At 41.0% G+C, this 25,202-nt stretch carries 22 protein-coding genes; all 22 read left to right on the top strand.

All coding sequences use genetic code 11. The annotated features are described in order from the left end of the window. The first annotated feature begins 26 nt into the window (after positions 1 to 26). The 22 genes from SMA_RS07020 (at position 27) to SMA_RS06920 (ending at position 25,197) form a co-directional block, all read left to right on the top strand. Positions 27 to 1,460, top strand: a complete 1,434-nt coding sequence (locus SMA_RS07020) for an LCP family protein (RefSeq protein ID WP_044563082.1) — start codon at positions 27 to 29, stop codon at positions 1,458 to 1,460. 109 nt (positions 1,461 to 1,569) lie between these two features. Further along, complete coding sequence (rlmD, locus tag SMA_RS07015; RefSeq protein ID WP_014294899.1) at positions 1,570 to 2,931, top strand: 23S rRNA (uracil(1939)-C(5))-methyltransferase RlmD; 1,362 nt, start codon at positions 1,570 to 1,572, stop codon at positions 2,929 to 2,931. A 209-nt stretch (positions 2,932 to 3,140) separates the two neighbouring features. Beyond that, the gene (locus SMA_RS11590; RefSeq protein ID WP_014294898.1) at positions 3,141 to 3,314 is read left to right on the top strand and encodes a hypothetical protein; all 174 of its coding nucleotides are present in this window, start codon (positions 3,141 to 3,143) and stop codon (positions 3,312 to 3,314) included. Beyond that, on the top strand, positions 3,311 to 4,135 hold the full coding sequence (locus SMA_RS07010) for a replication initiator protein A (protein ID WP_014294897.1): 825 nt from the start codon (positions 3,311 to 3,313) through the stop codon (positions 4,133 to 4,135). The genes SMA_RS11590 and SMA_RS07010 overlap by 4 nt, the downstream gene beginning before the upstream one ends. 260 nt (positions 4,136 to 4,395) lie before the next feature. Then, positions 4,396 to 5,751 carry a DNA (cytosine-5-)-methyltransferase gene (gene dcm / locus SMA_RS07005; protein ID WP_014294895.1) on the top strand — a complete coding sequence of 452 codons (1,356 nt, stop codon included), beginning with the start codon at positions 4,396 to 4,398 and terminating at the stop codon, positions 5,749 to 5,751. Next, a complete protein-coding gene (locus tag SMA_RS07000) occupies positions 5,735 to 6,163 on the top strand; it encodes a hypothetical protein (RefSeq protein WP_014294894.1) in 429 nt (142 codons plus the stop codon). Before dcm ends, SMA_RS07000 begins: the two co-directional genes overlap by 17 nt. Before the next feature lie 9 nt (positions 6,164 to 6,172). Next, complete coding sequence (locus SMA_RS06995) at positions 6,173 to 6,556, top strand: thioredoxin domain-containing protein (protein WP_014294893.1); 384 nt, start codon at positions 6,173 to 6,175, stop codon at positions 6,554 to 6,556. A gap of 9 nt (positions 6,557 to 6,565) precedes the next feature. Further along, positions 6,566 to 6,799, top strand: coding sequence for a hypothetical protein (locus SMA_RS06990; RefSeq protein WP_014294892.1), 234 nt, complete (start codon positions 6,566 to 6,568; stop codon positions 6,797 to 6,799). Positions 6,800 to 6,801: 2 nt separating this feature from the next. Then, on the top strand, positions 6,802 to 7,383 hold the full coding sequence (locus tag SMA_RS06985; RefSeq protein WP_014294891.1) for a CPBP family intramembrane glutamic endopeptidase: 582 nt from the start codon (positions 6,802 to 6,804) through the stop codon (positions 7,381 to 7,383). A 76-nt stretch (positions 7,384 to 7,459) separates the two neighbouring features. Continuing rightward, entirely contained in the window at positions 7,460 to 7,948 is a 489-nt protein-coding gene (locus tag SMA_RS06980; RefSeq protein WP_014294890.1) for a hypothetical protein, read from the top strand. Beyond that, positions 7,948 to 9,768 carry a VirD4-like conjugal transfer protein, CD1115 family gene (locus SMA_RS06975; protein WP_014294889.1) on the top strand — a complete coding sequence of 607 codons (1,821 nt, stop codon included), beginning with the start codon at positions 7,948 to 7,950 and terminating at the stop codon, positions 9,766 to 9,768. The genes SMA_RS06980 and SMA_RS06975 overlap by 1 nt, the downstream gene beginning before the upstream one ends. Before the next feature lie 17 nt (positions 9,769 to 9,785). After that, entirely contained in the window at positions 9,786 to 10,028 is a 243-nt protein-coding gene (locus SMA_RS06970; protein ID WP_001072129.1) for a hypothetical protein, read from the top strand. 16 nt (positions 10,029 to 10,044) lie between these two features. After that, positions 10,045 to 10,899, top strand: coding sequence for a VirB6/TrbL-like conjugal transfer protein, CD1112 family (locus SMA_RS06965; protein WP_014294888.1), 855 nt, complete (start codon positions 10,045 to 10,047; stop codon positions 10,897 to 10,899). A 62-nt stretch (positions 10,900 to 10,961) separates the two neighbouring features. Then, a complete protein-coding gene (locus tag SMA_RS06960) occupies positions 10,962 to 11,315 on the top strand; it encodes a PrgI family protein (RefSeq protein ID WP_014294887.1) in 354 nt (117 codons plus the stop codon). Further along, positions 11,272 to 13,620, top strand: coding sequence for a VirB4-like conjugal transfer ATPase, CD1110 family (locus SMA_RS06955; RefSeq protein ID WP_014294886.1), 2,349 nt, complete (start codon positions 11,272 to 11,274; stop codon positions 13,618 to 13,620). The genes SMA_RS06960 and SMA_RS06955 overlap by 44 nt, the downstream gene beginning before the upstream one ends. Then, positions 13,617 to 16,421 carry a phage tail tip lysozyme gene (locus tag SMA_RS06950; RefSeq protein ID WP_014294885.1) on the top strand — a complete coding sequence of 935 codons (2,805 nt, stop codon included), beginning with the start codon at positions 13,617 to 13,619 and terminating at the stop codon, positions 16,419 to 16,421. The genes SMA_RS06955 and SMA_RS06950 overlap by 4 nt, the downstream gene beginning before the upstream one ends. A gap of 121 nt (positions 16,422 to 16,542) precedes the next feature. Beyond that, on the top strand, positions 16,543 to 17,136 hold the full coding sequence (locus SMA_RS06945; RefSeq protein ID WP_014294884.1) for a type IV toxin-antitoxin system AbiEi family antitoxin domain-containing protein: 594 nt from the start codon (positions 16,543 to 16,545) through the stop codon (positions 17,134 to 17,136). Then, on the top strand, positions 17,133 to 17,987 hold the full coding sequence (locus SMA_RS06940; protein ID WP_014294883.1) for a nucleotidyl transferase AbiEii/AbiGii toxin family protein: 855 nt from the start codon (positions 17,133 to 17,135) through the stop codon (positions 17,985 to 17,987). The genes SMA_RS06945 and SMA_RS06940 overlap by 4 nt, the downstream gene beginning before the upstream one ends. Continuing rightward, positions 17,981 to 19,372, top strand: a complete 1,392-nt coding sequence (locus tag SMA_RS06935) for a HEPN domain-containing protein (protein WP_014294882.1) — start codon at positions 17,981 to 17,983, stop codon at positions 19,370 to 19,372. The genes SMA_RS06940 and SMA_RS06935 overlap by 7 nt, the downstream gene beginning before the upstream one ends. 193 nt (positions 19,373 to 19,565) lie before the next feature. Continuing rightward, positions 19,566 to 24,470: an SspB-related isopeptide-forming adhesin gene (locus SMA_RS06930; protein ID WP_014294881.1), complete on the top strand. Its 4,905-nt coding sequence runs from the start codon at positions 19,566 to 19,568 to the stop codon at positions 24,468 to 24,470. Beyond that, on the top strand, positions 24,471 to 24,662 hold the full coding sequence (locus SMA_RS06925) for a thrombospondin type 3 repeat-containing protein (RefSeq protein WP_014294880.1): 192 nt from the start codon (positions 24,471 to 24,473) through the stop codon (positions 24,660 to 24,662). It begins immediately after the preceding gene. Continuing rightward, the gene (locus SMA_RS06920; protein WP_014294879.1) at positions 24,646 to 25,197 is read left to right on the top strand and encodes a hypothetical protein; all 552 of its coding nucleotides are present in this window, start codon (positions 24,646 to 24,648) and stop codon (positions 25,195 to 25,197) included. Before SMA_RS06925 ends, SMA_RS06920 begins: the two co-directional genes overlap by 17 nt. The last annotated feature ends 5 nt before the right edge of the window (positions 25,198 to 25,202 follow it).

The following is a 25,202-nucleotide window of genomic DNA, read 5'->3' as shown; positions in this document are numbered from 1 at the left end:
TCTAATCTGATGAAAATGGGAAAGATATGACAAGAAGTAATTTAAGTCGGCACGAAGAATTAAGATACAAATACCTCTTGAGTAATCTTGAGTATTTAAGTGCGCGCGAAAAACAAGAATTTGACTATCTTTACAATAAAAAACAAGCTAGTGAGGTCAGCGAGTCACCAAGCTCTCAGCCGTCGTCTGCCTATAATGATAATTACTACGATGATTATTATGACGATGCTTATGATAATCAAATGGATTATTATGATGACGATAATTGGACATCTCAAGGGCTTCCCAAATACCCAGAAGAAAAAAAGCAGTCGAAACGTTCCTTTAGAAGAACGAGCGAGCAGCAGTCAGAGATTTTTCCAACTTATCAAGACAATTATGATGAGGCATTTTATCAAGAACCCGAACCTGTAACGCCTAAAAAAGTAAAGAAACCCAAAAAGAAGCGTCGCAGAATTCGTATTAAGCGTCTGTTGAAACTTCTTGGTTTCTTAGTGATTCTTGTCATGGCAGGGATGATTTACATGTTTTTCAAAGGTGTTAATGATGTTTCAACTGGTGAGACAAATTACACAGCAGCCGTAACAGAAACATTCAATGGGGAAGATAGCGATGACGGTACTAATATTCTCATTTTAGGAAGTGACCAGCGGATTACGCAAGGGTCTTCGGATGCCCGAACCGATACGATTATGGTGATGAATATTGGCAACAGCGACGGAAAGATTAAATTAGTCAGCTTTATGCGTGATACCTTGGTCAATATTGACGGTGTCAGCTACAATGCTTATTCAAATGACCAAAAATTGAATGTCGCATTTAATATTGGTGAACAAGATGACAACCAAGGGGCAGAACTCATGCGCCAGACGTTGAAAGATAATTTTGATATTAATATCAAATATTATGTCATGGTTGACTTTGAAACCTTTGCAGAAGCCATTGATACCTTGTTCCCAAATGGTGTTGAAATAGACGCCAAATTTGGTACGGTTGATGGTCAAGCAGTTTCGTCTGTTGAAGTTCCTGATGACCTCAATATGCAGGCTGACGGTACTGTTCCAAATCAAACGATTGAAGTTGGAACACAAAAAATGGATGGTCGTACCTTGCTCAATTATGCCCGTTTCCGTAAAGATGATGACGGTGACTATGGTCGGACGCAGCGCCAGCAACAAGTTATTTCTGCCATTATCAACCAGATTAAAGACCCGTCAAAACTCTTTACAGGCTCAGCTGCAATTGGTAACATCTATGCTTTGACCTCAACGAACATTTCCTATCCATTTCTCCTAAAAGAAGGCTTATCTCTTATCACGAGCGGTCAAGAAGGTATCGAGCAAACAACTATTCCAGCCGAAGGTGACTGGACAGATGACTACGATATGTATGGCGGCTTAGGAATTGCCATTGATTTTGATAAATATCAAGAAGAGTTAAAAGAACTTGGCTTGCGGTAGGAAGAGATATGATATAATAGAGAGGCAGTTAAGCTTCTCTATTTTTATTATAGGGAAAAGAGACCGAGAAATAGAACATTGCCAATTTAGAATTGGCTGAAAGGAAATTATGTTAAGTAAAAATGCTATTGTAGATGCTGAAATCACGGATTTATCACACGAAGGAGCAGGTGTTGCCAAGGTTGACGGTTTCGTCTTTTTTGTTGAAAATGCACTTCCAGGTGAGAAAATCAAAATGCGCGTCTTGAAAGTGAAAAAGAACATCGGATTTGGTAAAGTTGAGGAGTATGTGACAGTCTCTGAACACCGCAATCAAGATTTGAATGTAGATTATTTGCGTACAGGAATTGCGGATTTTGGGCATCTTGCATATGCTGAACAGTTAAAATTTAAACGCAAGCAAGTAATGGATAATCTCTATAAAACAGCTGGTATTTCAGATGTTGAGGTGTCAGAAACACTTGGTATGGCGCATCCATACGCTTACCGAAATAAAGCACAAGTGCCAGTTCGTCGTGTTAATGGTCAGTTGGAGACAGGATTTTTCCGTAAACATTCGCATGATTTGATGCCGATTTCTGATTATTATATTCAAAACAAAGAAATCGACCGTTTGATTAATTTTACCCGTGATTTGCTTCGCCGTTTTGACCTTAAACCTTATGATGAAAAAGAGCAAACTGGATTGATTCGTAATTTGGTTGTTCGTCGTGGACATTATTCTGGTGAAATGATGCTGGTTTTTGTGACAACACGTCCAAAAGTCTTCCGTATTGAGCAAATCATTGAGAAAATTGTGGCAGAATTTCCGGCGGTTAAATCAATCGTTCAAAATATTAACGATAAAAATACCAATGCGATTTTCGGTAAAGAGTTTAAGACATTGTATGGTAAAGATACGATTGTTGATAGTATGCTTGGCAATCAATATGAAATCTCAGCGCTTTCATTCTACCAAGTCAACACTGAAATGGCCGAAAGACTTTATCAAACTGCCATTGATTTTTCAGACTTGACGCCTGAAGATATTGTGATTGATGCTTATTCTGGAATTGGTACAATCGGGCTTTCATTTGCCAAAAATGTTAAAGCCGTTTACGGTGTTGAAGTGATTGAAGAAGCTGTGGAAGATGCTAAGCGTAATGCTGCGCTAAATGGTATCACTAATGCGCATTATGTCGCTGATTCGGCAGAACATGCTATGGCAACTTGGAGCAAAGATGGTATCAAACCAAGCGTTATTTTGGTTGACCCGCCACGTAAAGGTTTGACAGAAAACTTCATCAAAGCTAGCGTTGCTATGCAGCCAGAAAAAATCACTTATATCTCATGTAACCCAGCAACCATGGCGCGTGATATCAAGCTCTATCAAGAACTTGGCTACAAACTCATAAAAGTACAACCAGTTGATTTGTTCCCGAATACGCATCACGTGGAGTGCGTAGTGTTGCTACAACGAAGCAAAGGGTAAAAATCCTTTATTTTAAGCACTTTTTCAAGCATTTTGTCTTTATTGAAAAGAGTGATTTTGACATAAAAAAGGTGCAAAAAAAGTACATTGATGTGAACGTCTGTTTGGATGTCGACTGCGTAGACAAAAAATAGATACGTCAGTAATAAGTTAACTAAACGAGAACATTCTAATAAGTGTTCTCGCTTTTTATTTTTAGGAGGAAAATCATGCAAAAGAATGAACAGTCATCACGACAAATTGTGATGTGGCATCTCATGGCTATCATGAGAATTGACATCGAGAAAGCAAAGCGGATTGTTGTTGAAATGGAAGAGTCTGGCTTAATCCAGTTTGATGACATGGGGAATGTTGGCCTGTTAGTGTTGGAGGGACAATCATGAAACGTATCACCGCAAATCACTATCAAACGTCAGAGCGTTACTATAAACTCCCTAAACTCTTATTTGAGAGTGACCGCTACAAGGACATGAAACTTGAGGTTAAGGTCGCTTATGCTGTTCTCAAAGATCGTTTGGAATTGTCATTAAGTAGAGGGTGGATAGATGAAGATGGGGCTATCTATTTGGTCTATTCCAACTCCAAACTCATGGCACTACTTGGCTGTTCCAAGTCAAAATTACTGACGATTAAGAAAACCTTACGAGAGTACGGTTTGATTGATGAAGTCCAACAATCTTCCAGTGAAAAAGGACGCTTGGCCAATAAGATTTATTTGGGGGAGTTGGAACATGAACCAACCCCAGTCTCAAATTCAAACGGGGGTAGTGTTCAAAAAACACTAGGGGGGGGTCAAAATCAGCCGGGGCCGGTCTTAAATTCAGCCACTAGTGAGACTGAAGTTAGTGAGACTGATATGAGTGAAACTAAAGAGAGTGAGTCAGTCATTGAGGACGAGGAGGAGAAAGAAAGTCAAACAAGTAAGAAAAATGACAATGACAATTTTCAACGTAAAGTAGACCGAGTCACAAGATACGACAAAGATTATATTTGGGGTTTGGTTCATGACCAGTTGAGACAAGTTGGTCTTTCACAGGCTGCTAGTGATTATGCCATGATTTATTTTGATCATCGTTATCAGTACGCTTTAGAGAATATGAGGTTTGCGGATAAATCAGAAACGATAGCGGAATACGTCTTTAATGGCGTCTTATCCGAATGGACCAAGGTCCAACGCTTAAAAGAACTAAAAGGGGGTGAGTAAGATGTTTTGGTGGATATTATTAGGTATTTGGGGATTAGGAATGATTTGGTTTATTTTTGAACTTATCACTGCCCCAGAAATGGAAGATCATTGTTAAGAAAGGACGTTACGCAAGAAGTAAGGTCCTTTTTATAATGGATTGAGAGAGGAATAGGACAAGGCAAGGAGTTGCAGATAGGACTAGAATTCATCAAAGCTACTTAACGATGTCCTAACCTTTATTCAATTCATTATAGTTTTGTCAGAAAGGAATGAGAGACATGAAATTTTTAGATTTGTTTGCAGGAATTGGAGGCTTTCGACTGGGGTTAACCCGTCAGGGCCATGAGTGTATTGGCTTTTGTGAGATTGATAAGTTTGCGAGGAAATCCTATCAAGCCATATACGATACGGAAGGAGAAATAGAATTTCATGACATTAGACAAGTCACAGACCAAGACTTTAGACAACTTAGAGGGCAAGTGGACATCATCTGTGGGGGATTCCCTTGTCAGGCATTTTCACTCGCAGGCAGACGATTGGGATTTGAGGATACTAGGGGAACTTTGTTCTTCGAGATTGCTCGAGCGGCCAAACAGATCCAACCACGTTTTCTATTCTTGGAAAACGTCAAAGGCTTACTCAGTCACGACAAGGGCAGGACGTTTAGAACAATCCTCACCACATTGGATGAGTTGGGGTATGATGTTGAATGGCAGGTGCTTAACAGTAAAGATTTCCAAGTGCCGCAAAACCGTGAAAGAATTTTTATTATCGGACATTCTAGAAGATACCGTCCCCGATTCCTATTTCCTCTCAGAGGAGAAAACAGCTCAGCTAGTCTTGAACGATTAGGTAATGTTAATCCGTCAGGCAAAGGGATGAATGGAGAAGTCTATTTATCACGTGGGATAGCACCAACCTTAACCAGAGGAAAAGGTGAGGGAACTAAAATTGCCATTCCAGTTTTAACCCCTGATAGGCTAGAAAAACGCCAACATGGGAGACGCTTTAAAGGGAACGATGATCCGATGTTTACTTTAACTAGCCAAGATCGGCATGGTGTAGTTGTCGCAGGAACTTTACCAACTTCTTTTATCCAAACTGGACGAGTCTATGACCTTTCAGGGCTTTCTCCAACGCTGACCACGATGCAAGGAGGGGATAAAGTTCCTAAGATTCTCTGTCGTGAAGAAGCGCCACATTTGAAAATTAGGGAAGCGACCAAACTAGGCTATGCCAAGGCAATAGTGGGAGATTCTGTCAATCTTGCTTACCCAGAGTCTACCAAACGCAGAGGACGAGTGGGAAAGGGGATTTCAAATACCTTAACCACTTCTGACAATATGGGAGTGGTAGTTGCTGCTTTGGAATACCGTAAGGACAAGTGGTATGAAGTGACTGGAATAATCCTAGAGGGAAAACTGTATCGGTTGAGAATCAGACGCCTAACACCTAGAGAGTGTTTTAGACTTCAGGGGTTTCCTGATTGGGCTTATGACAGAGCTGAGAGGGTATCCAGTAAAAGTCAGTTGTATAAACAAGCAGGCAATAGCGTGACCGTCACTGTTATTGAAGCCATTGCTAGAGAATTTAGAAAGATTGAAGAGGAAGAAAAACATGAAATTATTACATAGTAAAAGTATTAGGAACTGCACGGATCTAGAAGAAGCCATACATCAAGCAGAAGTAGAGAGATTTTCGGAAATGATTGCTTCTTTACCCAATTATGATTGTGACATTGATGTCACTTTTGAGGATGACTACCACAAAGAAATGAATTATCCGTTAGCTTACGAGTCCAACTTACATCGTATTTTTGAATTTATCGAAACCCAAGACATCAAAAATGGTGTTGATACTTATCTAACGGATGAGAACAATCTCGCCTTTAGGGTATTTGGTCAACATTATATGGCAAATGGAAAAGATGGTTTATTGACTACACTGATTACAGTAAAGAGTTTTTGTGAAGGCAGGTCACCTATTGATATGAGTAAGGTGTTTACCCCACTAACTCAAGCATTAGAGAAGGAGCTATCTGTGTAGGAGGAAGCGATGTTAGAAATCTATTTAAGTCGAAATAACAGTCGGAATCAGAAACTCCTGTCTTTTTGTGACTCGCATGGTATTTCCTACTCCAGTAAAGAAGTAAGTAACCTGTCACGTGAAGGCTTATTGGGCTTGTTTACCAAAAGCAGTGATTGTTTTACGCTCTTATCCCCCTCGCTACAACGGTTTAAAGGTCATAGAGAGATGAAATTGAGTGAGTTAGTGACGTTAGTTCTACGGAAACCTGACCAGAATCTTCGTCTCCCAATTGTGGTTTGTGAGGATAACGTGTATCCCGATATGAGTTTAGATGAAGCGAGAACCTTTCTTCCGAGAAGTCAAAAAGTGGTTTCCTTTCGTGAACATCTTTTTAAGGACATGACGACATAAGGAGGAGCTATGAACGAACGCTTTTGGGAAAATTTAGAAAGTCTTGTTTTGGAAAAGGGTATGACATGGGCCGACCTTGCTCGACAGATGTTTAAGGGACAATACGTCTACCCTAGTGAGTTTAACCGTCTCTACCAAACCTTTCGTCACTACAAATCCCATCGTCTCATGCCACAAGGCAAATGGGTGGAGAAAATAGTGAGCGTCTTAGAGATTGACTATGAAGACTTGTTTAGGAGATAGCGATGAAACGACTATTAGTGATGTACGGAGCCATTCATGTCAATGGTCTCCTAGTGAGTTTGTACCTGGTTGGTTGGCTAAATGGGGCATGGTTACCTGTTTTACAAGTGACGTTTCTAGCCCTGATATTGTGGAGCTGGAAAAGGTACCAGATACCTAAAAGAAACCTATCCTTTAAGGAGAGAGGGCTTTGGGTGTGTGGTAGTCTAGGTGTCATGGTAAGTATTGCTCTTATTATGAGTGCTCTATTTTCAGGAAGCGAACCAAACCAAGAAACGTTAGTGACTGTTCAAGACCAGATTCCTGTTCTGTCCTTTATTCTTTTTCTCCTTAATGCCAGTGTTGTGGAAGAAGTCTTTTATAGAGAGGTGTTGTGGAGAGTCTTGTCTCAACCAGTGGTTCAAGTGTTGTTAACGAGTTCCCTTTTTGCTTTAGCTCATCACCCATCCAGTCTATTCACTTGGGTGCTTTATGGGAGTTTAGGTCTCACACTTGGTGTGGTTAGAGGGCAAACAGACTGCTTGAGCTCAACTCTCGTTCACCTGTCTTGGAATGGAATCGTCTTTTTCCTATCTTTATTGTGATACCAAAATCAAGGGTGCTTTCGTATCATGAAAGCACCCTATTGTTTTGATGGGGAATCATATAAAGGAGGAAATGATGTCATCCGAACAACAGGAACACCAAGCGGTTCAATATGCGGAACGCAGTGCTATGTTTACGGTGAAGGTCCTTCTCAAACTCTTAGAGTGGTCAGCCAGACACGCCCTAGCACAAGACTCGGCTTATAAAGTTGGGGTTCAAAAGTTAGAAGAACTCCTTCAAAGTCCATATGCCATTGAGTCGCTGAATATCTCAAAAGACATTTTGGATAAACCAGTTGATGTGGAGAAATTCAAGGAATTGGTGGAATCAGAAAACCTTCCTATTGCCATTAGTTGGCAAGGAGATTACCTGCATTTCTATGCTAAGGATAAGTCGCTCTTAGACAAGCACTTAGATGAGTTGCTTCAGAAATTGGTTTCCAATCCAGAAAAACTGAAAGGGCTAACTATGGATAAAACCCTTGATGAGGAAATCGCACAAGCCAAGGAACAGATTGTGATGTCAGAACCCTCTGCTGTGAAAACAAAGGAGGTCATTCTCTAATGGTCTCAGGGAAAAAAGTTTTTATTTTTGGTGTATTAGGACTTGCTCTTGGCTATTTCTGCCATCGGCTAGTCTTGCTTTACGATAGTCTACCTAATCAACCACCCTTGGAACGCCTTGCCTATCTCTTAGGCGAAGGACAGAATCAGGTCTTAAATCCCTTGTGGAATGGTCATTTTACTGGTAGATCGGTTTTAGGCTTTTGCTTTGGGCTTGTGACGATGGGCCTAGTCTATCTTTATGTTTCAACTGGTCAAAAGGTTTACCGAGAAGGGGCTGAGTATGGCTCTGCCCGTTTTGGAAACAGTCACGAACGCAAAGCCTTTCTCAGTAAGAATCCTTTCAATGACACCATTTTGTCACGAAACGTTAGGCTAACCCTGTTAGAAAAGAAAGCCCCACAGTTTGACCGAAACAAGAACCTTGTGGTCATTGGTGGGTCTGGTAGCGGGAAGACCTTTCGGTTTGTCAAACCCAATCTGATTCAGCTCAACTGTTCCAATATTGTCGTTGACCCTAAGGATCACTTAGCTGAAAAGACAGGGAAGCTCTTTTTAGAGCATGGCTATCAGGTCAAGGTCTTAGACCTCGTAAACATGACAAACTCAGATGGTTTTAATCCTTTTCGCTATGTGGAAACGGAGAATGATTTGAACCGTATGCTTACGGTCTATTTCAATAATACCAAAGGTAATGGCAGTCGCAGTGATCCCTTTTGGGATGAAGCTTCCATGACCTTAGTGAGAGCCATTTCCTCTTACTTGGTGGATTTTTACAATCCTCCAGGTAGTACAAAGGAAGAAGCAGACAGTCGCCGTAAGCGAGGCCGCTACCCCTCTTTTTCTGAAATCGGAAAACTCATCAAGCTCTTATCCAAAGGAGAAAATCAAGATAAGAGTGTCTTAGAAGTGATGTTTGAGACCTATGCCAAGACATATGGGACAGAAAACTTCACCATGCGTAACTGGGCTGACTTCCAAAACTACAAGGATAAGACCTTGGATTCGGTCATTGCCGTCACAACAGCTAAGTTTTCCCTCTTTAATATCCAATCCGTCATTGATTTAACCAAACGTGACACCTTGGACTTAAAAACATGGGGGACGCAGAAAACCATGGTCTATCTCGTTATTCCAGATAATGACACCACCTTTCGCTTTCTCTCAGCCCTTTTTTTCTCCACCGTCTTTTCAACCTTAACCAGACAAGCTGACGTGGACTTTAAGGGACAATTGCCTATTCACGTCAGAAGTTACTTGGATGAGTTTGCGAATGTCGGTGAAATTCCAGACTTTGCGGAACAAACCTCAACAGTTCGCTCACGGAACATGAGTCTCGTACCCATTCTTCAAAACATTGCCCAACTTCAAGGGCTCTATAAGGAGAAAGAGGCTTGGAAAACCATTCTAGGAAACTGTGATAGCTTGCTTTATCTTGGAGGCAATGATGAAGAGACCTTCAAGTTCATGAGTGGTCTCTTAGGCAAACAAACCATTGATGTGAGAAGTACCAGTCGGTCGTATGGCCAAACAGGGTCTGGGTCAACGTCTCATCAAAAAATTGCAAGGGATCTCATGACCCCTGATGAAGTCGGAAACATGAAACGTGATGAATGCTTGGTGAGAATTGCAGGGGTTCCAGTCTTTAAGGAAAAAAAGTTCTTCCCCTTGAAACACAAGAACTGGAAATACTTAGCGGACAAGGAGTCAGATGAACGTTGGTGGCATTACCACATTGACCCCCTCCAAACAGAGGAAGTTCCGTTTGAACCCTCAGACCACAAGGTTAGGGATTTAAGCAAAGAAACCACACTACACTAATAGAAAAGAGGAATCGTATGAACCAAAAATTTACAGGCTTTGTTTATGGCGTGGACGCTAGTTCCATGTTTGCACAAGCCATGGCGCTCTTACAAAAAGGAATGGTTGCGACAGGCGCCTTTCTTGTCGTCATGGGCATTATTAACCTGTCAACCAATATCAAAGATGGTGGACCTGGTGTCCGCAATGCCATCTTAGAAATTGTGGGTGGTGTTATGGTAGGTGCCGCAGGTGCCTTTATCACTCAAATTACCATTTAGGAGGGCTAGGTATGACATGAACAACACATTACTTTCAGCTTTTGCCTTTCTAGCCTCGGAGAAAATTTCAAGCGATAGCCTTTTTGAAGGTTTTAACGTGGACTTGGAATCGACGGCCAACTTGGTCAAATCCCTTGCGGATTATAACCCAACCGTGTGGTCTTATATGTCAGCTATCACAAAAGGAGTGATGCAGCCCTTGGGAGTGGCTATTTTAGCAGTCGTTTTAGTCCTTGAGTTCTCGAAGATGGCTAAGAAAATCGCCAACTCAGGTGGTGCTATGACCTTTGAAGCTATTGCTCCTATGATTGTCTCTTATATTATGGTGGCTGTGGTCATTACAAACACCACCGTTATTGTGGAAGCCATTTTAGCCGTTGCTTCTCACATCATTGAAGGTGTAGCTGGTGTCGTTTCTCATGGGGGAACGACTTATGAGACCATTTCAGGACTTAAAGGGTCAGGAATTATTGGAAAACTCATTGTAGGATTTTTTGCCATTCTGATATGGTTAGTGCGATTGGTTAGTGTGATGGTGGTGAATCTCCTCATTACCATTCGCTTTATCCAACTCTATCTCATGATTCCTTTTGCACCTTTAACGATTCCGACTTTCCTTAGTGATGACTGGCGAAGCGTTGGGATTGGCTACCTGAAAAATATCATGGTCTATGCCCTTCAAGGGGTCTTGATTTTCTTAATCATCTCCCTTGTTCCCCTTTTTGAATCAGCTGGGAAATTAGCACTCTCAAATGGTGCGGGAGTGATGGAGACGCTAGCGACTGCCTTTGGTGGTTTAGTCCAGGCTATTTTATTGATCATTGCCTTGGTGGGCAGTCAACGGACTGCCAGAAGTATCCTAGGCATGTAAGGAGGATTGGGAAGGACGTTCCTCCCAATCTTTTTTTGATACTCATCTTAGATTGGAGTCTTATGAATACACGTGTTTTTAAGGACATCACAAAAGTCCAACATAGGGCTTGGCTAGGCTTTACCACACGACAAGTCATCTTTGTCTTGCCAGCCATTGCCATTACCATCCTGATTTTAGGATTAAACCTCTTTTATTGGCAATTTGGGGATTGGTTTGTCTATGGTCTTATCTTTACCTTTACCATTCCCCTCATGTTATTTGGGGTCTATCGCCCTAATGACTTACCTTTTGAAACCTATCTTAATTATCGATGGCATTATGAAATGACCATACCAGACCGTACACTAACTGGACAGAAAGGAATACGCAATGAAAAAAACAAATCGCTCAATGAAACCAAAGACCTCTTCTAAGCACAAGAAGACACGTAAATCAAAAGAAGTGCTACCAACAACTGTTAATACGCTTCTTTACCAATGCCTTTTTCCTAGTGGTCTCATGCAAGTCACCCCAGATTATTTTTCCCAGTCCTATTTTTTAGGAGATGTCAACTACCAAACGGTTGGTTTGGAGGATAAGGGAGCCATTATGGAAACCTATTCGGACTTGATTAACAGTTTGGATGACAAGACCAATTTCCAACTTACTATTTTTAACCAGAGGGTCAACTTGGATAAGTTTAGAAAGGGTGTCTTGTATCCTTTTCATGAGGATGGGTATGATACCTATCGTGAAGAACTCAATCGTATCATGGAAAATAACCTTGAAGCTGGAGAAAATAACTTTTCAGCGGTTAAGCTCATTTCTTTTGGGAAGTCAGACCAAAATCCGAAACTCGCTTATCGCTCCCTGTCTCAGATTGGGGAATACTTCAAGAGTGGTTTTTCTGAAATTGATGCGAACTTTACCCTCCTCAGTGGAGAAAGCCGTGTGAATCACTTGGCTGATATGTTGCGAGGGGAAAATCATTTGCCCTTTACCTATCAAGACCTGGTGCGTTCAGGACAAACAACTAAGCACTTTATTGCCCCAACCAGTCTGTCCTTTAAGCACAAAAATCATATTGAAATGGATGATAAACTGCTTCAGATTGTCTATGTTCGTGACTATGGGATGGAGTTGGGGGATAAGTTCTTACGAGAACTCATGCAGTCGGATTTAGAAGTGATGATTAGTCTTCATGCTAAAGGGTCAGCCAAGTCAGAAGCCATGACCAAGCTCCGCACTAAGAAGACTTTGATGGAATCGCAAAAAATTGGGGAACAACAAAAGATGGCACGATCTGGCGTATATCTTGAAAAGGTTAGTCAGGTTCTAGAAAGTAACATCGATGAAGCCGATGAGCTGATTAAAACCATGACGCAAACAGGCGATAAGCTCTTTGATACCCTCTTTGTGATTGGGGTCTTTGCGGATGACGAAGACCAATTGAAGCACTCCCTTGACATTATCAAACAAGTGGCAGGTTCTAATGATCTTGTGATTGATAATCTGACCTATATGCAAGAAGCTGCCTTTAATAGCTTATTGCCATTTGGCAAGAACTACCTTGATGGTGTGTCTCGGTCTCTTTTGACCTCAAATATTGCCGTTAATTCCCCCTGGACCTCTGTTGACCTACAAGATAAGGGAGGGAAATTCTATGGGATAAACCAGATTTCAAGTAACATTATTACTATTGACCGTGGTAAACTCAATACCCCATCAGGCTTGATTCTAGGGACATCAGGTGCTGGTAAAGGGATGGCGACTAAGCATGAAATCATCTCAACCAAGTTAAAAGAAGAAGAGAGTAATACCGAAATCATCATTGTAGACCCTGAAAATGAGTACAGTATCATTGGTCAAGCCTTTGGTGGGGAAAGCATTGATATTGCGCCTGACTCTACGACTTTCTTAAACGTTTTAGACTTATCCGATGACAATATGGATGAAGACCCTATTAAGGTCAAATCTGAATTTCTTCTCTCTTGGATTGGGAAACTCTTAGACCGAAAAATGGATGGTCGAGAAAAGTCATTGATTGACCGTGTGACACGGTTGACCTATAAGCATTTTGAGACACCATCTCTCGTGGAATGGGTCTTTGTTCTCTCTAAACAACCTGAACAAGAAGCCAAAGACTTAGCCCTTGATATGGAGCTTTATGTGGAAGGGTCACTCGATATTTTCTCACACCGTACTAATATTAAAACGGATAGCCATTTCCTCATTTACAATGTCAAAAAGTTAGGGGATGAGTTGAAGCAGATTGCCCTCATGGTGATTTTTGACCAGATTTGGAACCGTGTGGTTAAAAACCAAAAACGTGGCAAGAAGACCTGGATTTACTTTGATGAAATGCAGCTTCTCTTGTTGGATAAGTACGCTTCTGACTTCTTCTTCAAGCTCTGGAGTCGTGTTCGTAAGTATGGGGCCATTCCAACAGGCATTACCCAGAACGTGGAAACCTTACTTCTTGATGCCAACGGGAGACGTATTATCGCTAATAGCGAGTTCATGATACTTCTAAAACAAGCTAAGAGTGACCGAGAAGAGTTGGTCCATCTCTTGGGCTTATCTAAGGAGCTTGAGAAATACTTGGTTAACCCAGAAAAGGGAGCTGGATTGATTAAGGCAGGCTCAACGGTTGTTCCCTTTAGAAATAAAATCCCACTTCAAACTCAACTCTTTGACATCATGAGTACCGATCCAGAAAAGATGAGGGGTGAATCATGACAAGAGAGCAACAGAAGGTCAAGGTTGCCCGTAAAACCTTTCAGAGTAGTTTAAAGGCTAGCCGTATCCATTACCGCAGGGAGAAGAAGGGGTTAAAACGCTCACTTTCTAAACGACGCTTTATCATGCGTCGAGCTGAGAAAGCTGAAACAAGGGAACAACGTCAGTCTCTGAAACAAACCTATCAGGAGGAAAAAGACCTAGCGACAGATACCTTTAAGGAAGCGATTGCCTATGTGTCTCCCAGATGGCTAAAAAGTAAGGAAATTAAGAAGTATCGGCTTCCTCAAGCTAAACAGCGCCTAGCAGTTGCGAGAAAACACTTGGCAGAGGTCAAGATAGCCGAAAAAGAGGAGGCTGTTACCTCTAAGTTTACCGATCAGAAAAAGCCCACAGAATCAAAAACGTCACGGTTTCAGTTTCAAAAAGAAAAATCTCTTGAACGCCTTCAGGCAGAAAAAGAGGTGAAATCAGCTAAGCGTGACGTGAAACAACTGAAAAAAGCACATCAGTTTAAGAAACCCTCGACCAAGGTCAAACGAGGGTTACGCTATGTCACTTCAGAATCACTTGATGTAATCGCTCAAGATGATGACTTGGAGGGAATTAGAACCCTAAAAGAGTCTGTGATTAAAGGAAGACGCTATGGGAGATTTACTTATCAGTCAGGAAAACTCCTTGTCAAAAGTGGGCAGACAGGTCTTCGGTTTACTAAGACGAAAGCCGCTCATAGTAAGGAGCGGTATCAGAACTTTAAAAAGGGGAGAGGGTTCACCCGTCAGAAGCCTTTAAAGCCCAAAAGGCGATATCACACCTTTCTCAAGCAAGCCAGAAGGCACAGTGTGTCAGGACTCAGAGGGGTTATTCAAGCGATTAAGAATAGCCTGACCTTCTTTTCATCGATTGCCCTTAATCCTATGACTTGGGTCGTGTCAGGTCTCTTGTTTTTCTTGCTTTTGATGATGAGTTTTGTTATAGGAATTTCAGGAACAACTCTCATTCAACAGGATGAGAGTGAACTGACAAAAGCCTATACGCACATGACGTGGGAAGATGCGGAAAACACCCGAACCAATCCCACTGGCATTACCTACTACACCAAGATTGATGACGTCATGGGCTTTATGAATCTCAAGTATCAAGATTATTCTTTAGATGAGGTCATGGAAGAAGGGGATAAAACTTATCAAGCCTATCTCAGTCAGCTTTGGCAGGACTTAAACGGTGGGGATTCTTTAAAATCCATGCTTGAGTTGACCAAGGAGCCTGCCTACAAACTCTCTGATGAGGATAGAGAAGACTTAAAGGAATTAAGTGAGGAAGGCACCTACCTTGCCCTCCAAGAATTGGATAATCCTTTCCAAAATCAGACTGAAGATGACGCGCTTACCATGACAGTTCGTTATGGTTATGAGGTGATTGATGACAAGCCAACCCTTCATCACCATATCATTCTAGAAGCTAAAGAAAATCAAGTGATTGTGGCTCCTATGGATGGTAAGGTTTCTCTAGATGGAGAGAACATTATCATCACGTCAGGTAAGGGACTAAACAAGTCACAATTAACCTTGTTTAATATCCATACTGGTCGAGTGACAGACGGTCAGAAAGTCCAAGCAGGGGAAGTGATTGGTCAAACTAAGGATGGTGCTGGTCTTAATGTGACCTATCAAAAGGTTGACGATGATTCAGAGAAACTGGTTTACGTCAATCCAGCCTTTTACTTTCCTAAAGTCATTCAACTCCAAACGACCATTCTACCTACCATTGGTCAATTTGGAGGCGATGAGTTTGCGAGAGCCAAAGCTATCTATGAGTATTTGAAGAGCCAAGGAGCGACCAATCAAGCCATTGCGGCAATTTTAGGAAACTGGTCAGTAGAATCCTCTATCAATCCTAAACGAGCTGAAGGAGACTACTTATCACCTCCTGTTGGGGCAAGTACCAGTTCTTGGGACGATGAGGGCTGGTTGTCTCTAAATGGTCCAGCTATCTATAATGGCAGGTACCCCAATATTCTAAGACGTGGCTTAGGCTTAGGGCAGTGGACAGATACAGCAGATGGGTCACGCAGACATACCTTATTATTAGAGTATGCCAAAGGGAAAAACCAGAAGTGGTATGACTTAGGCTTACAACTGGATTTCATGCTCCATGGGGACAATCCTTACTATACCAACTGGTTAAAAGACTTTTTCAAAAACTCAGGAAGCCCAGCCAGTCTTGCCCAACTCTTTCTCATTTATTGGGAAGGAAATAGTGGTGATAAGCTCTTAGAACGTCAAACGAGAGCTACAGAGTGGTATTACCAAATTGAGAAAGGCTTTAGCCAACCAAATGGTGGAACAGCCCAGAGTGATCCAAAAGCGCTGGAAGCGGTTCGAGGAGACCTTTATGACAACTCCATTCCAGGTGGAGGTGACGGTATGGGTTATGCCTATGGGCAATGTACGTGGGGAGTTGCCGCTCGTATCAACCAATTGGGCTTGAAACTCAAAGGCCGAAATGGTGAGAAAATTCCAATCATTAGTACCATGGGCAATGGTCAAGATTGGGTGGCAACAGCAGCACGTCTTGGTGGAGAAATAGGTAAGCTACCAAAAGCAGGAGCGATTATTTCCTTCTCGGGAGGCGCTCATGGAACACCTGCCGCTTACGGTCACGTGTCGTTTGTGGAGAAGGTTTACCCAGATGGGTCTTTCCTTATCTCAGAGACCAACTATAATGGCAATCCTAATTATACTTTCCGTAAGTTATCAGGAGTCGATAGTACGATTAGCTTTGCCTATACGATGAAATAGAAAACAATATGCTAACAAAAGATTAAGTTGTTAGCATATCATTTTATTTGTGATTGATTTTTTCTAAATAATATGCTAACATTGTAGTGAAATGTTAGCATATTGTTTAGGAGGTGGTAATGTGGATTTGTTAGAGAAACCTGTCTATAATTACATAAAAAAAAATCATGGAGTTATAACTTTTCGTGATATAGAAGAGCTTAACTTTTCTTACCAACAACTGAATCAATTGGTCTCAAAAGGTAAAGTGGAATCAATTGAAAGAGGGATTTATCATCTGCCTGATACCTATATTGATGATTTCTTTAGTTTACAGTATCGTTTTCCAAAAGGAATTTATTCCTTAGACACAGCACTTTGGTTACATGGCCTTTCCCTTACTGTTCCATTTGAACCTGTAATGACTTTTCCTTTTGGGACGAACACGAGGCTAATGAAAGAAGCTGGTGTTAAGCCGATTGTTGCTAGAAATCATCATGAAATCGGTATTATAAAACTAGAGCGACAGGCTGGACAGTTTATCTCAGTATATGATATGGAACGAACTTTGGTAGAGTGTTTGAGAACAGCTTATCATGTTGATGTTCAAGTCGTTGCTCCAGCGTTTCAAGCTTACTTTAAAAAAGGAGCTGTGAATTATGCCAAGTTGTACCACTATGCACAACTATTTAAAGTCACTGAAAAGCTACAATCTTATGTGGAGGTCTTGTCGTGAAATTTTCAAATGCCAATAGTTTCAAAGCGAAAATTAAGAATATCGCAAGAGAAAAAGGGATACCTGCTCAACAAGTTCAGCAGAACTATTTGATTGAAAAAATCTTAAAACTCATCTCCGAAAGTCGGTATAAAGATTCTTTCATTGTGAAAGGTGGATTCCTTATCGGACAGATGATTGGCTTAGATAAACGAACAACTATGGATTTAGATGTTACTTTGAAAGGTCAACCTCTTAGCGAGGAAAATATTCAAACAATCTTCAAAGAAATTGTAAGTCAACCTTCCGAAGGTTTTCAATTTGAAGTTGATATGTTAGAGCCAATTCGACAAGATGATGAATATGGGGGCTTTACCCTCAAACTCAAGGCGACATTCGATACCCTACGTGAAGTTGTCTTTATTGATATAACAACAGGTGATCGGATAACGCCACGAGAAATTACTTATCAATTGCAGTCTGTTTTTTCAGAGAATAAACTAGAAGTTTGGACTTATAATTTAGAAACTGTTCTTGCTGAAAAAATAGAAACGATTATTCGTCGAGGAGCTGCTTCAACTAGACCTCGTGATCGCTATGACCTCTTCACATTATATCACCTTCGAAAAGATGAGATTGATATCCCAATATTGAAAACTGCTCTAAACAATACTGCTAAGAAAAGAGAAAGCTTAGATGTTTTGACAAATTGGGAAAGTCAACTAGAGGAAATCCGCAGCTCTGATTACCAGAAACAGCTTTGGTCTCGCTATCAAAAATCATTTAGGTATGCCAGTGAAATTAGTTTTGAGGAGTCGATAGAAGTGGTGGCAATTATTTTAAATCAATTAGGAGTTAGTAGTGTATGCTGACAGGAACTTTGAAGATGATGGGTTATGAATTTTTCTTTACATTTGATAAAGAAAAGTTATCCTTGATTCCTAAAGAAGAGAAAGATTCGATTAAGTATTCTTGGTTTTATAAAAAATTGGAAACTGGGGGATATGCTTGGCCTGGAGATCCTAAATTTGTAGAAGAAGACTTTCTTTATGGACGGACAAATGAAACAAATCGAGTTATTACATTTCTAACAAATAAACACACGCAACTTCAGGAAAATAACGGTATCATTACAGTGCCGATTTTAGCCTATTTTTTTAGTTATTCTGACAGACCTAGGATTAGTCGAATATCATTTAGCGGGCTAGAGCTAAACTATATTCATCCAATTAATCGTACTTTTGAAATTTCGTATAAACCTGAAGAACACGATGGGAAAATAAATATTAGTACCTATGATTTTGACTCAACAACGACAGAAGAACAGAAGTTTAATGTTTTTGGAAAAGAAGTTCAAGTTTATTTCGGCGTCACTAGAACAACAAGTTTATCTATCGAAAAGCCACCTCTAGCGTTATCATCGTCAATGGTTTTTCATTTTGAAGAAACTCAAGATTATTCTTTTGTACGAGAGTTATATCGTATCGCAAAGGAGTTTATCCAATTTCTTTGTAATCGAAGAAATGTTAATTTTACTGATATTCGGTTGTCAAATAATCAAGGAAAGGTTGGGGAATTCAATGTGATTGAAGAAAGTATTGAGATTGAGATGAAGCCATTGAAAGATGGAAGATATATTCAACAAAAATATATTGCTGGTTATGAGGGAAAGATATTAGATGACATAGCTGAAAATAATCTATATCTCAGACATCTAGGTAAGAGTTTTAGGGATAGTCGGATAATTGATGCTGCTAGTTTTGTATTAAGAACCTCTGCATTTGAATGGGAGTTTAGTAGACTATTTTCAGAAGATGAATGGAAAAGCGAGCAACGAAAAAAACTGGAAGAAGAAGCTAGTAAAGAATTAGAGCATTTGATTGAAAATTCAACAGGTAAGCTGAAAAAAATTTACAAAGATTTGAAAAAATCAGTTGTATCCTATTTATCTCTTTCTCAAAAGATTGGTCAAATATTTGAAGAATACGGTGCATCTTTATTGGATTTATTTGGACAATCCATATATAAATTAAACAATATTTCTTATGATCACTCTGAAATTGCAGAGCGAATAGGCAAACAAAGAAATAATTTTGCTCATGGAAATTTAGATAAGGAATTTATAAATGAGTCTTTGCTAGATGTGGTGTTCCTTGAACAAATTGTCCTAGCTATGCAACTACAATATTTTGGAATAGATGAAATAGAAACCCAAAAAATTATAAATGAAGTATTTCACCATAATTTGGCATTATAGAGTGGTTCTGGGAGGGTCTGATGCGTCAGTCCTCTCCTTTTTTATAGGGATTTTCAGAAGTTATCGGTAGTGCTACTGATAGCTTTTTTCTTTGTCCTTCTTCGATGTGATACCAAAATCAAGGTGTCTTTTTTATGATGAGGAGAGAGTGACAGATTGTTGCTACTTATCAAAAGAAAAGAAGGACTTTTTTATGACCAAACAATGTCATCATCACTTTTTAGTCAATCAGGAAAAAGCAGAAAAACACGTCTTCCGTAAAAGCAAGAAGTACCGTACGCTCTGTTCGGTAGCACTTGGAACTATGGTGACAGCTGTTGTCGCTTGGGGTGGCCAAGTAGCACAAGCTGACGAAGTGGTAACCCCCTCGCTGGATAAAACCGTTCAGTTGACAGATAATCCTGCGACCAACTTACCAGAAGCTCAGCCAACTCCAGTTGTTGAACAGACGGATAGTCTTGCGTTAACTGGTCAATCAGATGGGGCTATCACGGTTACGGTTCCTCATGATGTTGTGACACAGGCTGTCAATCAAGCAACCGCTGAAGGGGTTACGGCCATTCAGGATAAACCTATGGATTTAGGGAACACAACCTCTGCGAGTGATACCAGTAAGCAATTAGATAAAGCGGAAGCGGATGCTGCTAAGCAGGCTGAAGCCATCACTCAGGTGACCAATACCTATAAAGCTGACAAAGCGACTTATGAACAAGATAAAACACGTGTTGAACAAGGGAACGCTACATTGGCTGCTAGTCATAAAGACGCCACTCAAGCAGGAAAAGCCTTGAATCATTCAGTGGATAGCACAGTTTCAAAAACCAAAGACCAAGATCAGTCGGCTAATGTGACCGTTACAACTCAAACCGTAACATCAGGAGATGGTTCAACGGTTTCAGGCTATCAGGATTATACCTCTGCGGTAGCTGCTATTGATAAGCTAAATAAGGACAATCTAGCTGAGTATGAATCGAAGAAAAAAGCCGCAGACGCCATTGTCGTAAAAAATCTTCAGATTCAAAAGGAAAATGAAGCAGGTCTTGCTAAAGCAAAAGCTGATAATGAAGCAATTGACAAACGCAATCAAGTTGGACAAAAAGCAGTGGATGATGAAAATAAAGCCGGACAAGCTGCTGTTGATGCCTATAATAAAGACCAACAAAAATTGATGACAGACCGTGAAGCTGAGATTGCTGCTATCACGAAAAGTAATAAGGAAAAAGAAGAAGCTGCCAAGACAGAAAATGACGCCATTGATGCCTATAACACCAAGGAAATGGAGCGCTATAAACGTGATTTAGCTGAGATTTCAAAAGGAGAGGAAGGCTATATCTCTCAAGCTCTTGCTCAGGCACTCAACTTGAATAATGGAGAACCACAAGCACGCCATTCAGCTGATACAAGAAACCCAAATCGTATCGTTGCTAAGGGTGACGCTATGCTTGGTGGGTATTCTAAAATCCTAGATTCTACTGGTTTCTTCGTCTATGACACCTTTAAAACAGGAGAAACCCTTTCCTTTACCTATCAAAACCTTCAAAATGCCAGCTTTGATGGTAAGAAGATTACCAAGGTAACCTATGACATCACCAATCTTGTCTCACCAACTGGAACCAATACCGTGCAGTTGGTTGTACCAAATGACCCAACAGAAGGTTTTATCGCCTACCGTAATGATGGAACAGGTAATTGGCGAACAGACAAGATGGAGTTTCGTGTCAAAGCCAAGTATTTCTTAGAAGATGGCTCACAAGTGAGCTTCACCAAGGAAAAACCAGGCGTCTTTACCCATTCCTCACTCAATCATAATGACATTGGACTAGAATATGTCAAAGACACATCAGGCAAGTTCGTTCCTATCAATGGCTCAACCATTCAAGTGACTAACGAAGGTCTAGCTCGTTCACTTGGGTCAAACCGTGCCAGTGATTTGAAGCTTCCTGAAGAATGGGATACGTCATATAGTAAGTATGCCTATAAGGGAGCGATTGTCTCAACGGTTACATCAGGCAACACCTATACAGTGACATTTGGTCAAGGGGATATGCCCCAAAATGTTGGTCTCTCTTATTGGTTTGCCTTAAATACCCTTCCAGTTGCACGGACGGTCAAACCTTATAGTCCAAAACCTCATGTGACACCAAAGTTAGAGCCAATTCCAGAACCGTTTAAGGTTGTGCCAAAAACCTTTACCCCAAAGACTTTTACCCCAGAGCCACCTGTGAGCTTTAAGGAAAAACCATTAGAGAAAGTTACTCAGCCTAGCCAAACACTTACCAAGGTGACCTTGCCTAAAGACCCTACGCCAGAACCGTTACCAACAGCACCACAAGTGCCAACGGTTCATTATCACGACTATCGTCTGACAACGACTCCTGAAATTGTTAAGGAAGTTATCAATACTGACCAAGTGAACCTTCATGACAAAACGGTCGCAAAAGATTCAACGGTCATTTACCCTTTAACCGTAGACGCTTTTTCTCCAAATCGAGCCAAAACCACTAGCCTCACCTTTGAAGATTACCTTCCAGCAGGCTATGCTTTTGACAAGGAAAAAACGCAGGCAGAAAACGGAAATTATACCCTCAGCTTTGATGCTGCTAAGAACTTTGTGACCTTGACCGCAAAGGAAGCCTTGCTTCAAGAGGTCAACCAAGACCTCACCAAGTCTTACCAACTGGTGGCACCGAAACTTTATGGTAGCCTTCAAAATGATGGGGCAACCTATTCCAACAGTTATCAGCTCATCATCAATAAGGGAACCCCAAATGCCTATACAGTGACTTCTAATGTCGTGACAGTGCGTACGCCTGGTGATGGAACGACCACTAGCCGTATTGAGCCTCAAAAACGCAATGAAAATGAAGACGGTGTGGTTATTAACGATACGGTAGTGGCTTTAGGAACAACTAATCATTACCGTTTGACCTGGGATTTAGATCAATATAAAGGTGATAGGTCTTCTAAAGAGACGATTGCTCGTGGTTTCTTCTTTGTAGATGATTACCCAGAGGAAGTGTTGAATTTAGTAGATCAGGGAACAGGTATCACCACTCCTGAAGGCAAAGCCGTATCAGGGATTACTGTTAAGGCTTATGCGTCGCTGTCAGAAGCTCCTAAAGACCTTCAAGTTAAACTCGCTCATGCTAAGATTTCTCCAAAAGGGGCTTTCCAAGTCTTTATGCCTAATGACAATCAAGACTTTTATGACCAGTATGTCAAAACAGGAACTTCTTTAAACCTTCTCACCAAAATGACGGTCAAAGATAGTCTTTATGGTCAGACGAAGACTTATCGAAACAAGGCTTACCAAGTGGATTTTGGCAATGGCTATGAAACCGATGAGGTGATCAATACCCTTGTTAGCCCAGCACCTAAGAAACAAAACCTGAATAAGGATAAGGTGGACATCAATGGAAAACCGATGGTAGTCGGTTCACAAAACCACTATACCTTGTCATGGGACTTGGACCAATACCGTGGCATTAAAGCTGATAAGGCTCAGATTGCACAAGGGTTTTACTTTGTGGATGACTATCCTGAAGAAGCTCTATTACCAGATGAAGCAAGTATTCAACTTGTGACAACTGACGGCAAAGCAGTGTCAGGTGTGACGGTAAAAACCTACACGAGTTTATCTGAAGCTCCTAAAAACCTACAAGCAGCTCTTTCAAAACGCAAGATTGTGCCTAAAGGAGCCTTCCAAGTCTTTATGGCAGAAGATCCGCAAGCCTTTTACGATTCTTATGTAACGCAAGGTCAAAATATCACCATCGTCACCCCTATGACTGTCCGTGAGTCTATGCTTAATTCAGGAAAGTCTTATGACAATGTAGCTTATCAGGTAGACTTTGGACAAGCCTATGAAACCAATACGGTAACGAATCACGTGCCAAAAGTAACACCACATAAAACTAATACCAATAAAGAAGGTGTGTCTATTGATGGCAAGACGGTTATTCCAAATACCGTTAATTACTACAAAATTGTTCTGGATTACAGTCAGTACAAGGACTTGGTGGTAACGGAGGATATTCTTGCCAAAGGTTTTTACATGGTGGATGATTATCCTGAAGAAGCGCTTAGCGTCAATGCAGATGGTGTCCAAGTGATGGATAAGGCAGGAACTCTTGTCAAAGGGATTTCGGTGAAATCCTATGCCTCATTGTCAGAAGCGCCTAAAGTAGTTCAAGACGCTATGGCCAAACGCCAGTTCACACCCAAAGGAGCCATTCAAGTTTTAAGCGCTGATGATCCAAAAGCGTTCTATGAGGCTTATGTTAAAACTGGTCAAACCTTAGTGGTGACCCTTCCAATGACTATTAAGAATGAGCTGACAAAGACTGGTGGGAAGTATGAAAACACCGCATATCAGATTGACTTTGGTTTGGCTTATGTGACAGAGACTGTGGTTAATAATGTGCCAAAACTGGACCCACAAAAAGATGTGGTGATTGATTTGTCACAAAAGGAGAACAGTCTTGATGGAAAAGAAGTTGCCTTGAATCAGGTCTTTAACTACCGCTTGGTGGGAGCACTCATTCCAGGTAATCGTGCGACACCACTCATCGAATACCGCTTTGACGATGATTACGATGAAAGCCATGACGACTATAATGGTGTTTACAAGGCTTATACCTTAGTAGATGTGACTCTAAAAGATGGAACGGTTTTACCAAAAGGGACAGAAGTGACGAAGTACACGCTACAACATGTCGACACGTCAAAAGGAACGGTTACCATCAGTTTTGATAAGGAATTCCTTGAAAAACTAGCAGAAGAATCCGAGTTTCAGGCAGATGTTTACGTGCAAATGAAACGAATCGCTGCAGGTGAAGTAGAAAATACCGTATTACATACTGTCAATGGCTACACCATCAGTTCAAACACGGTTAAAACAACTACTCCTGAACCAGAGCCACCAACTCCGACTCAAACAACCCCACCCCAACCACCTATTCCAACTCAAGAACCACCAGTTCCAGCAAGTGTCTTACCAAATACAGGGGAGAGTCAATCCCTCTTGGCGCTTGTCGGTGGAGGACTTCTTATAGGCCTAGCTCACGGACTTTCTAAACGCAAAATGGAGGACAAGTAAATGGAACCCAAAAACATTTACACAAGAGATTCAGACCAAGATGGTCTAACGGATGCTCAAGAGTTTGCTTTAGGGACTAATCCTTTTAGCAGTGATACGGATAGTGACGGACTGACAGACCTAGAAGAAGTCCAACAAGGCTTGAATCCAATTCAACAGCGTAAGGAGAGAAGCTATGGCTTGGAATTATGACACAATTTCTAGAGCCCTTTCTGAGATGGCACGAGAAAATTATGAAGACATGGTTAAAGCCTTTTTAGCCATGGAATTGAGTATCAAAAACAAGTCACTTCTTGATACGCTCTATCAAGACTTTAGGAGCATTGATGACTTATCTTTAGTCAGTGATGACCTGCGCCTAAGAGCAGACGGTTATCAGGAACAGCTACAAGAAGAAGTGACGGACCTCTTGGATAAAATCTATCGAACAGGAGAAGGAGCCAGTTTCATTATGGAAGTGATTGCGTCCAACAATATTTCTGAGACCCTTGCTCATTATGATATTTTGAATGAGGAGGATTATTCATCTCTCACCTTAACAACCTTGCAGGGGATTATCCAAAAGGAGTTGTCTTTAACGAGTCAAGATTATTTTGGAGATGTGACCTATCTCGCCTTGCAGAAGGATTTGTTAGACCAGAAAAGCCATTTCTTACAACAGTATGTGACAACTTTGATGGAAAAGTTGCCACAAGAAAAAGACCAAAGCGCCTTGGTCCTAGACTAAAGCAG

The sequence above is a fragment of the Streptococcus macedonicus ACA-DC 198 genome (genome assembly GCA_000283635.1).
In the GTDB taxonomy this organism is placed as follows: Bacteria; Bacillota; Bacilli; order Lactobacillales; family Streptococcaceae; genus Streptococcus; species Streptococcus macedonicus.
This window is presented reverse-complemented; position numbering and strand designations above follow the sequence as displayed.

Bases quoted from the DNA above. Each gene is read 5' to 3' on its own strand.
- SMA_RS06980 (WP_014294890.1), top strand. From the start codon at position 7,460: ATGTCATCCGAACAACAGGAACACCAAGCGGTTCAATATGCGGAACGC.
- rlmD (WP_014294899.1), top strand. From the start codon at position 1,570: ATGTTAAGTAAAAATGCTATTGTAGATGCTGAAATCACGGATTTATCA.
- SMA_RS06995 (WP_014294893.1), top strand. From the start codon at position 6,173: ATGTTAGAAATCTATTTAAGTCGAAATAACAGTCGGAATCAGAAACTC.
- SMA_RS06985 (WP_014294891.1), top strand. From the start codon at position 6,802: ATGAAACGACTATTAGTGATGTACGGAGCCATTCATGTCAATGGTCTC.
- SMA_RS06925 (WP_014294880.1), top strand. From the start codon at position 24,471: ATGGAACCCAAAAACATTTACACAAGAGATTCAGACCAAGATGGTCTA.
- dcm (WP_014294895.1), top strand. From the start codon at position 4,396: ATGAAATTTTTAGATTTGTTTGCAGGAATTGGAGGCTTTCGACTGGGG.
- SMA_RS06970 (WP_001072129.1), top strand. From the start codon at position 9,786: ATGAACCAAAAATTTACAGGCTTTGTTTATGGCGTGGACGCTAGTTCC.
- SMA_RS06990 (WP_014294892.1), top strand. From the start codon at position 6,566: ATGAACGAACGCTTTTGGGAAAATTTAGAAAGTCTTGTTTTGGAAAAG.
- SMA_RS06950 (WP_014294885.1), top strand. From the start codon at position 13,617: ATGACAAGAGAGCAACAGAAGGTCAAGGTTGCCCGTAAAACCTTTCAG.
- SMA_RS06930 (WP_014294881.1), top strand. From the start codon at position 19,566: ATGACCAAACAATGTCATCATCACTTTTTAGTCAATCAGGAAAAAGCA.
- SMA_RS06965 (WP_014294888.1), top strand. From the start codon at position 10,045: ATGAACAACACATTACTTTCAGCTTTTGCCTTTCTAGCCTCGGAGAAA.
- SMA_RS06975 (WP_014294889.1), top strand. From the start codon at position 7,948: ATGGTCTCAGGGAAAAAAGTTTTTATTTTTGGTGTATTAGGACTTGCT.
- SMA_RS06935 (WP_014294882.1), top strand. From the start codon at position 17,981: ATGCTGACAGGAACTTTGAAGATGATGGGTTATGAATTTTTCTTTACA.
- SMA_RS07020 (WP_044563082.1), top strand. From the start codon at position 27: ATGACAAGAAGTAATTTAAGTCGGCACGAAGAATTAAGATACAAATAC.
- SMA_RS07010 (WP_014294897.1), top strand. From the start codon at position 3,311: ATGAAACGTATCACCGCAAATCACTATCAAACGTCAGAGCGTTACTAT.
- SMA_RS11590 (WP_014294898.1), top strand. From the start codon at position 3,141: ATGCAAAAGAATGAACAGTCATCACGACAAATTGTGATGTGGCATCTC.
- SMA_RS07000 (WP_014294894.1), top strand. From the start codon at position 5,735: ATGAAATTATTACATAGTAAAAGTATTAGGAACTGCACGGATCTAGAA.
- SMA_RS06960 (WP_014294887.1), top strand. From the start codon at position 10,962: ATGAATACACGTGTTTTTAAGGACATCACAAAAGTCCAACATAGGGCT.
- SMA_RS06955 (WP_014294886.1), top strand. From the start codon at position 11,272: ATGAAAAAAACAAATCGCTCAATGAAACCAAAGACCTCTTCTAAGCAC.
- SMA_RS06920 (WP_014294879.1), top strand. From the start codon at position 24,646: ATGGCTTGGAATTATGACACAATTTCTAGAGCCCTTTCTGAGATGGCA.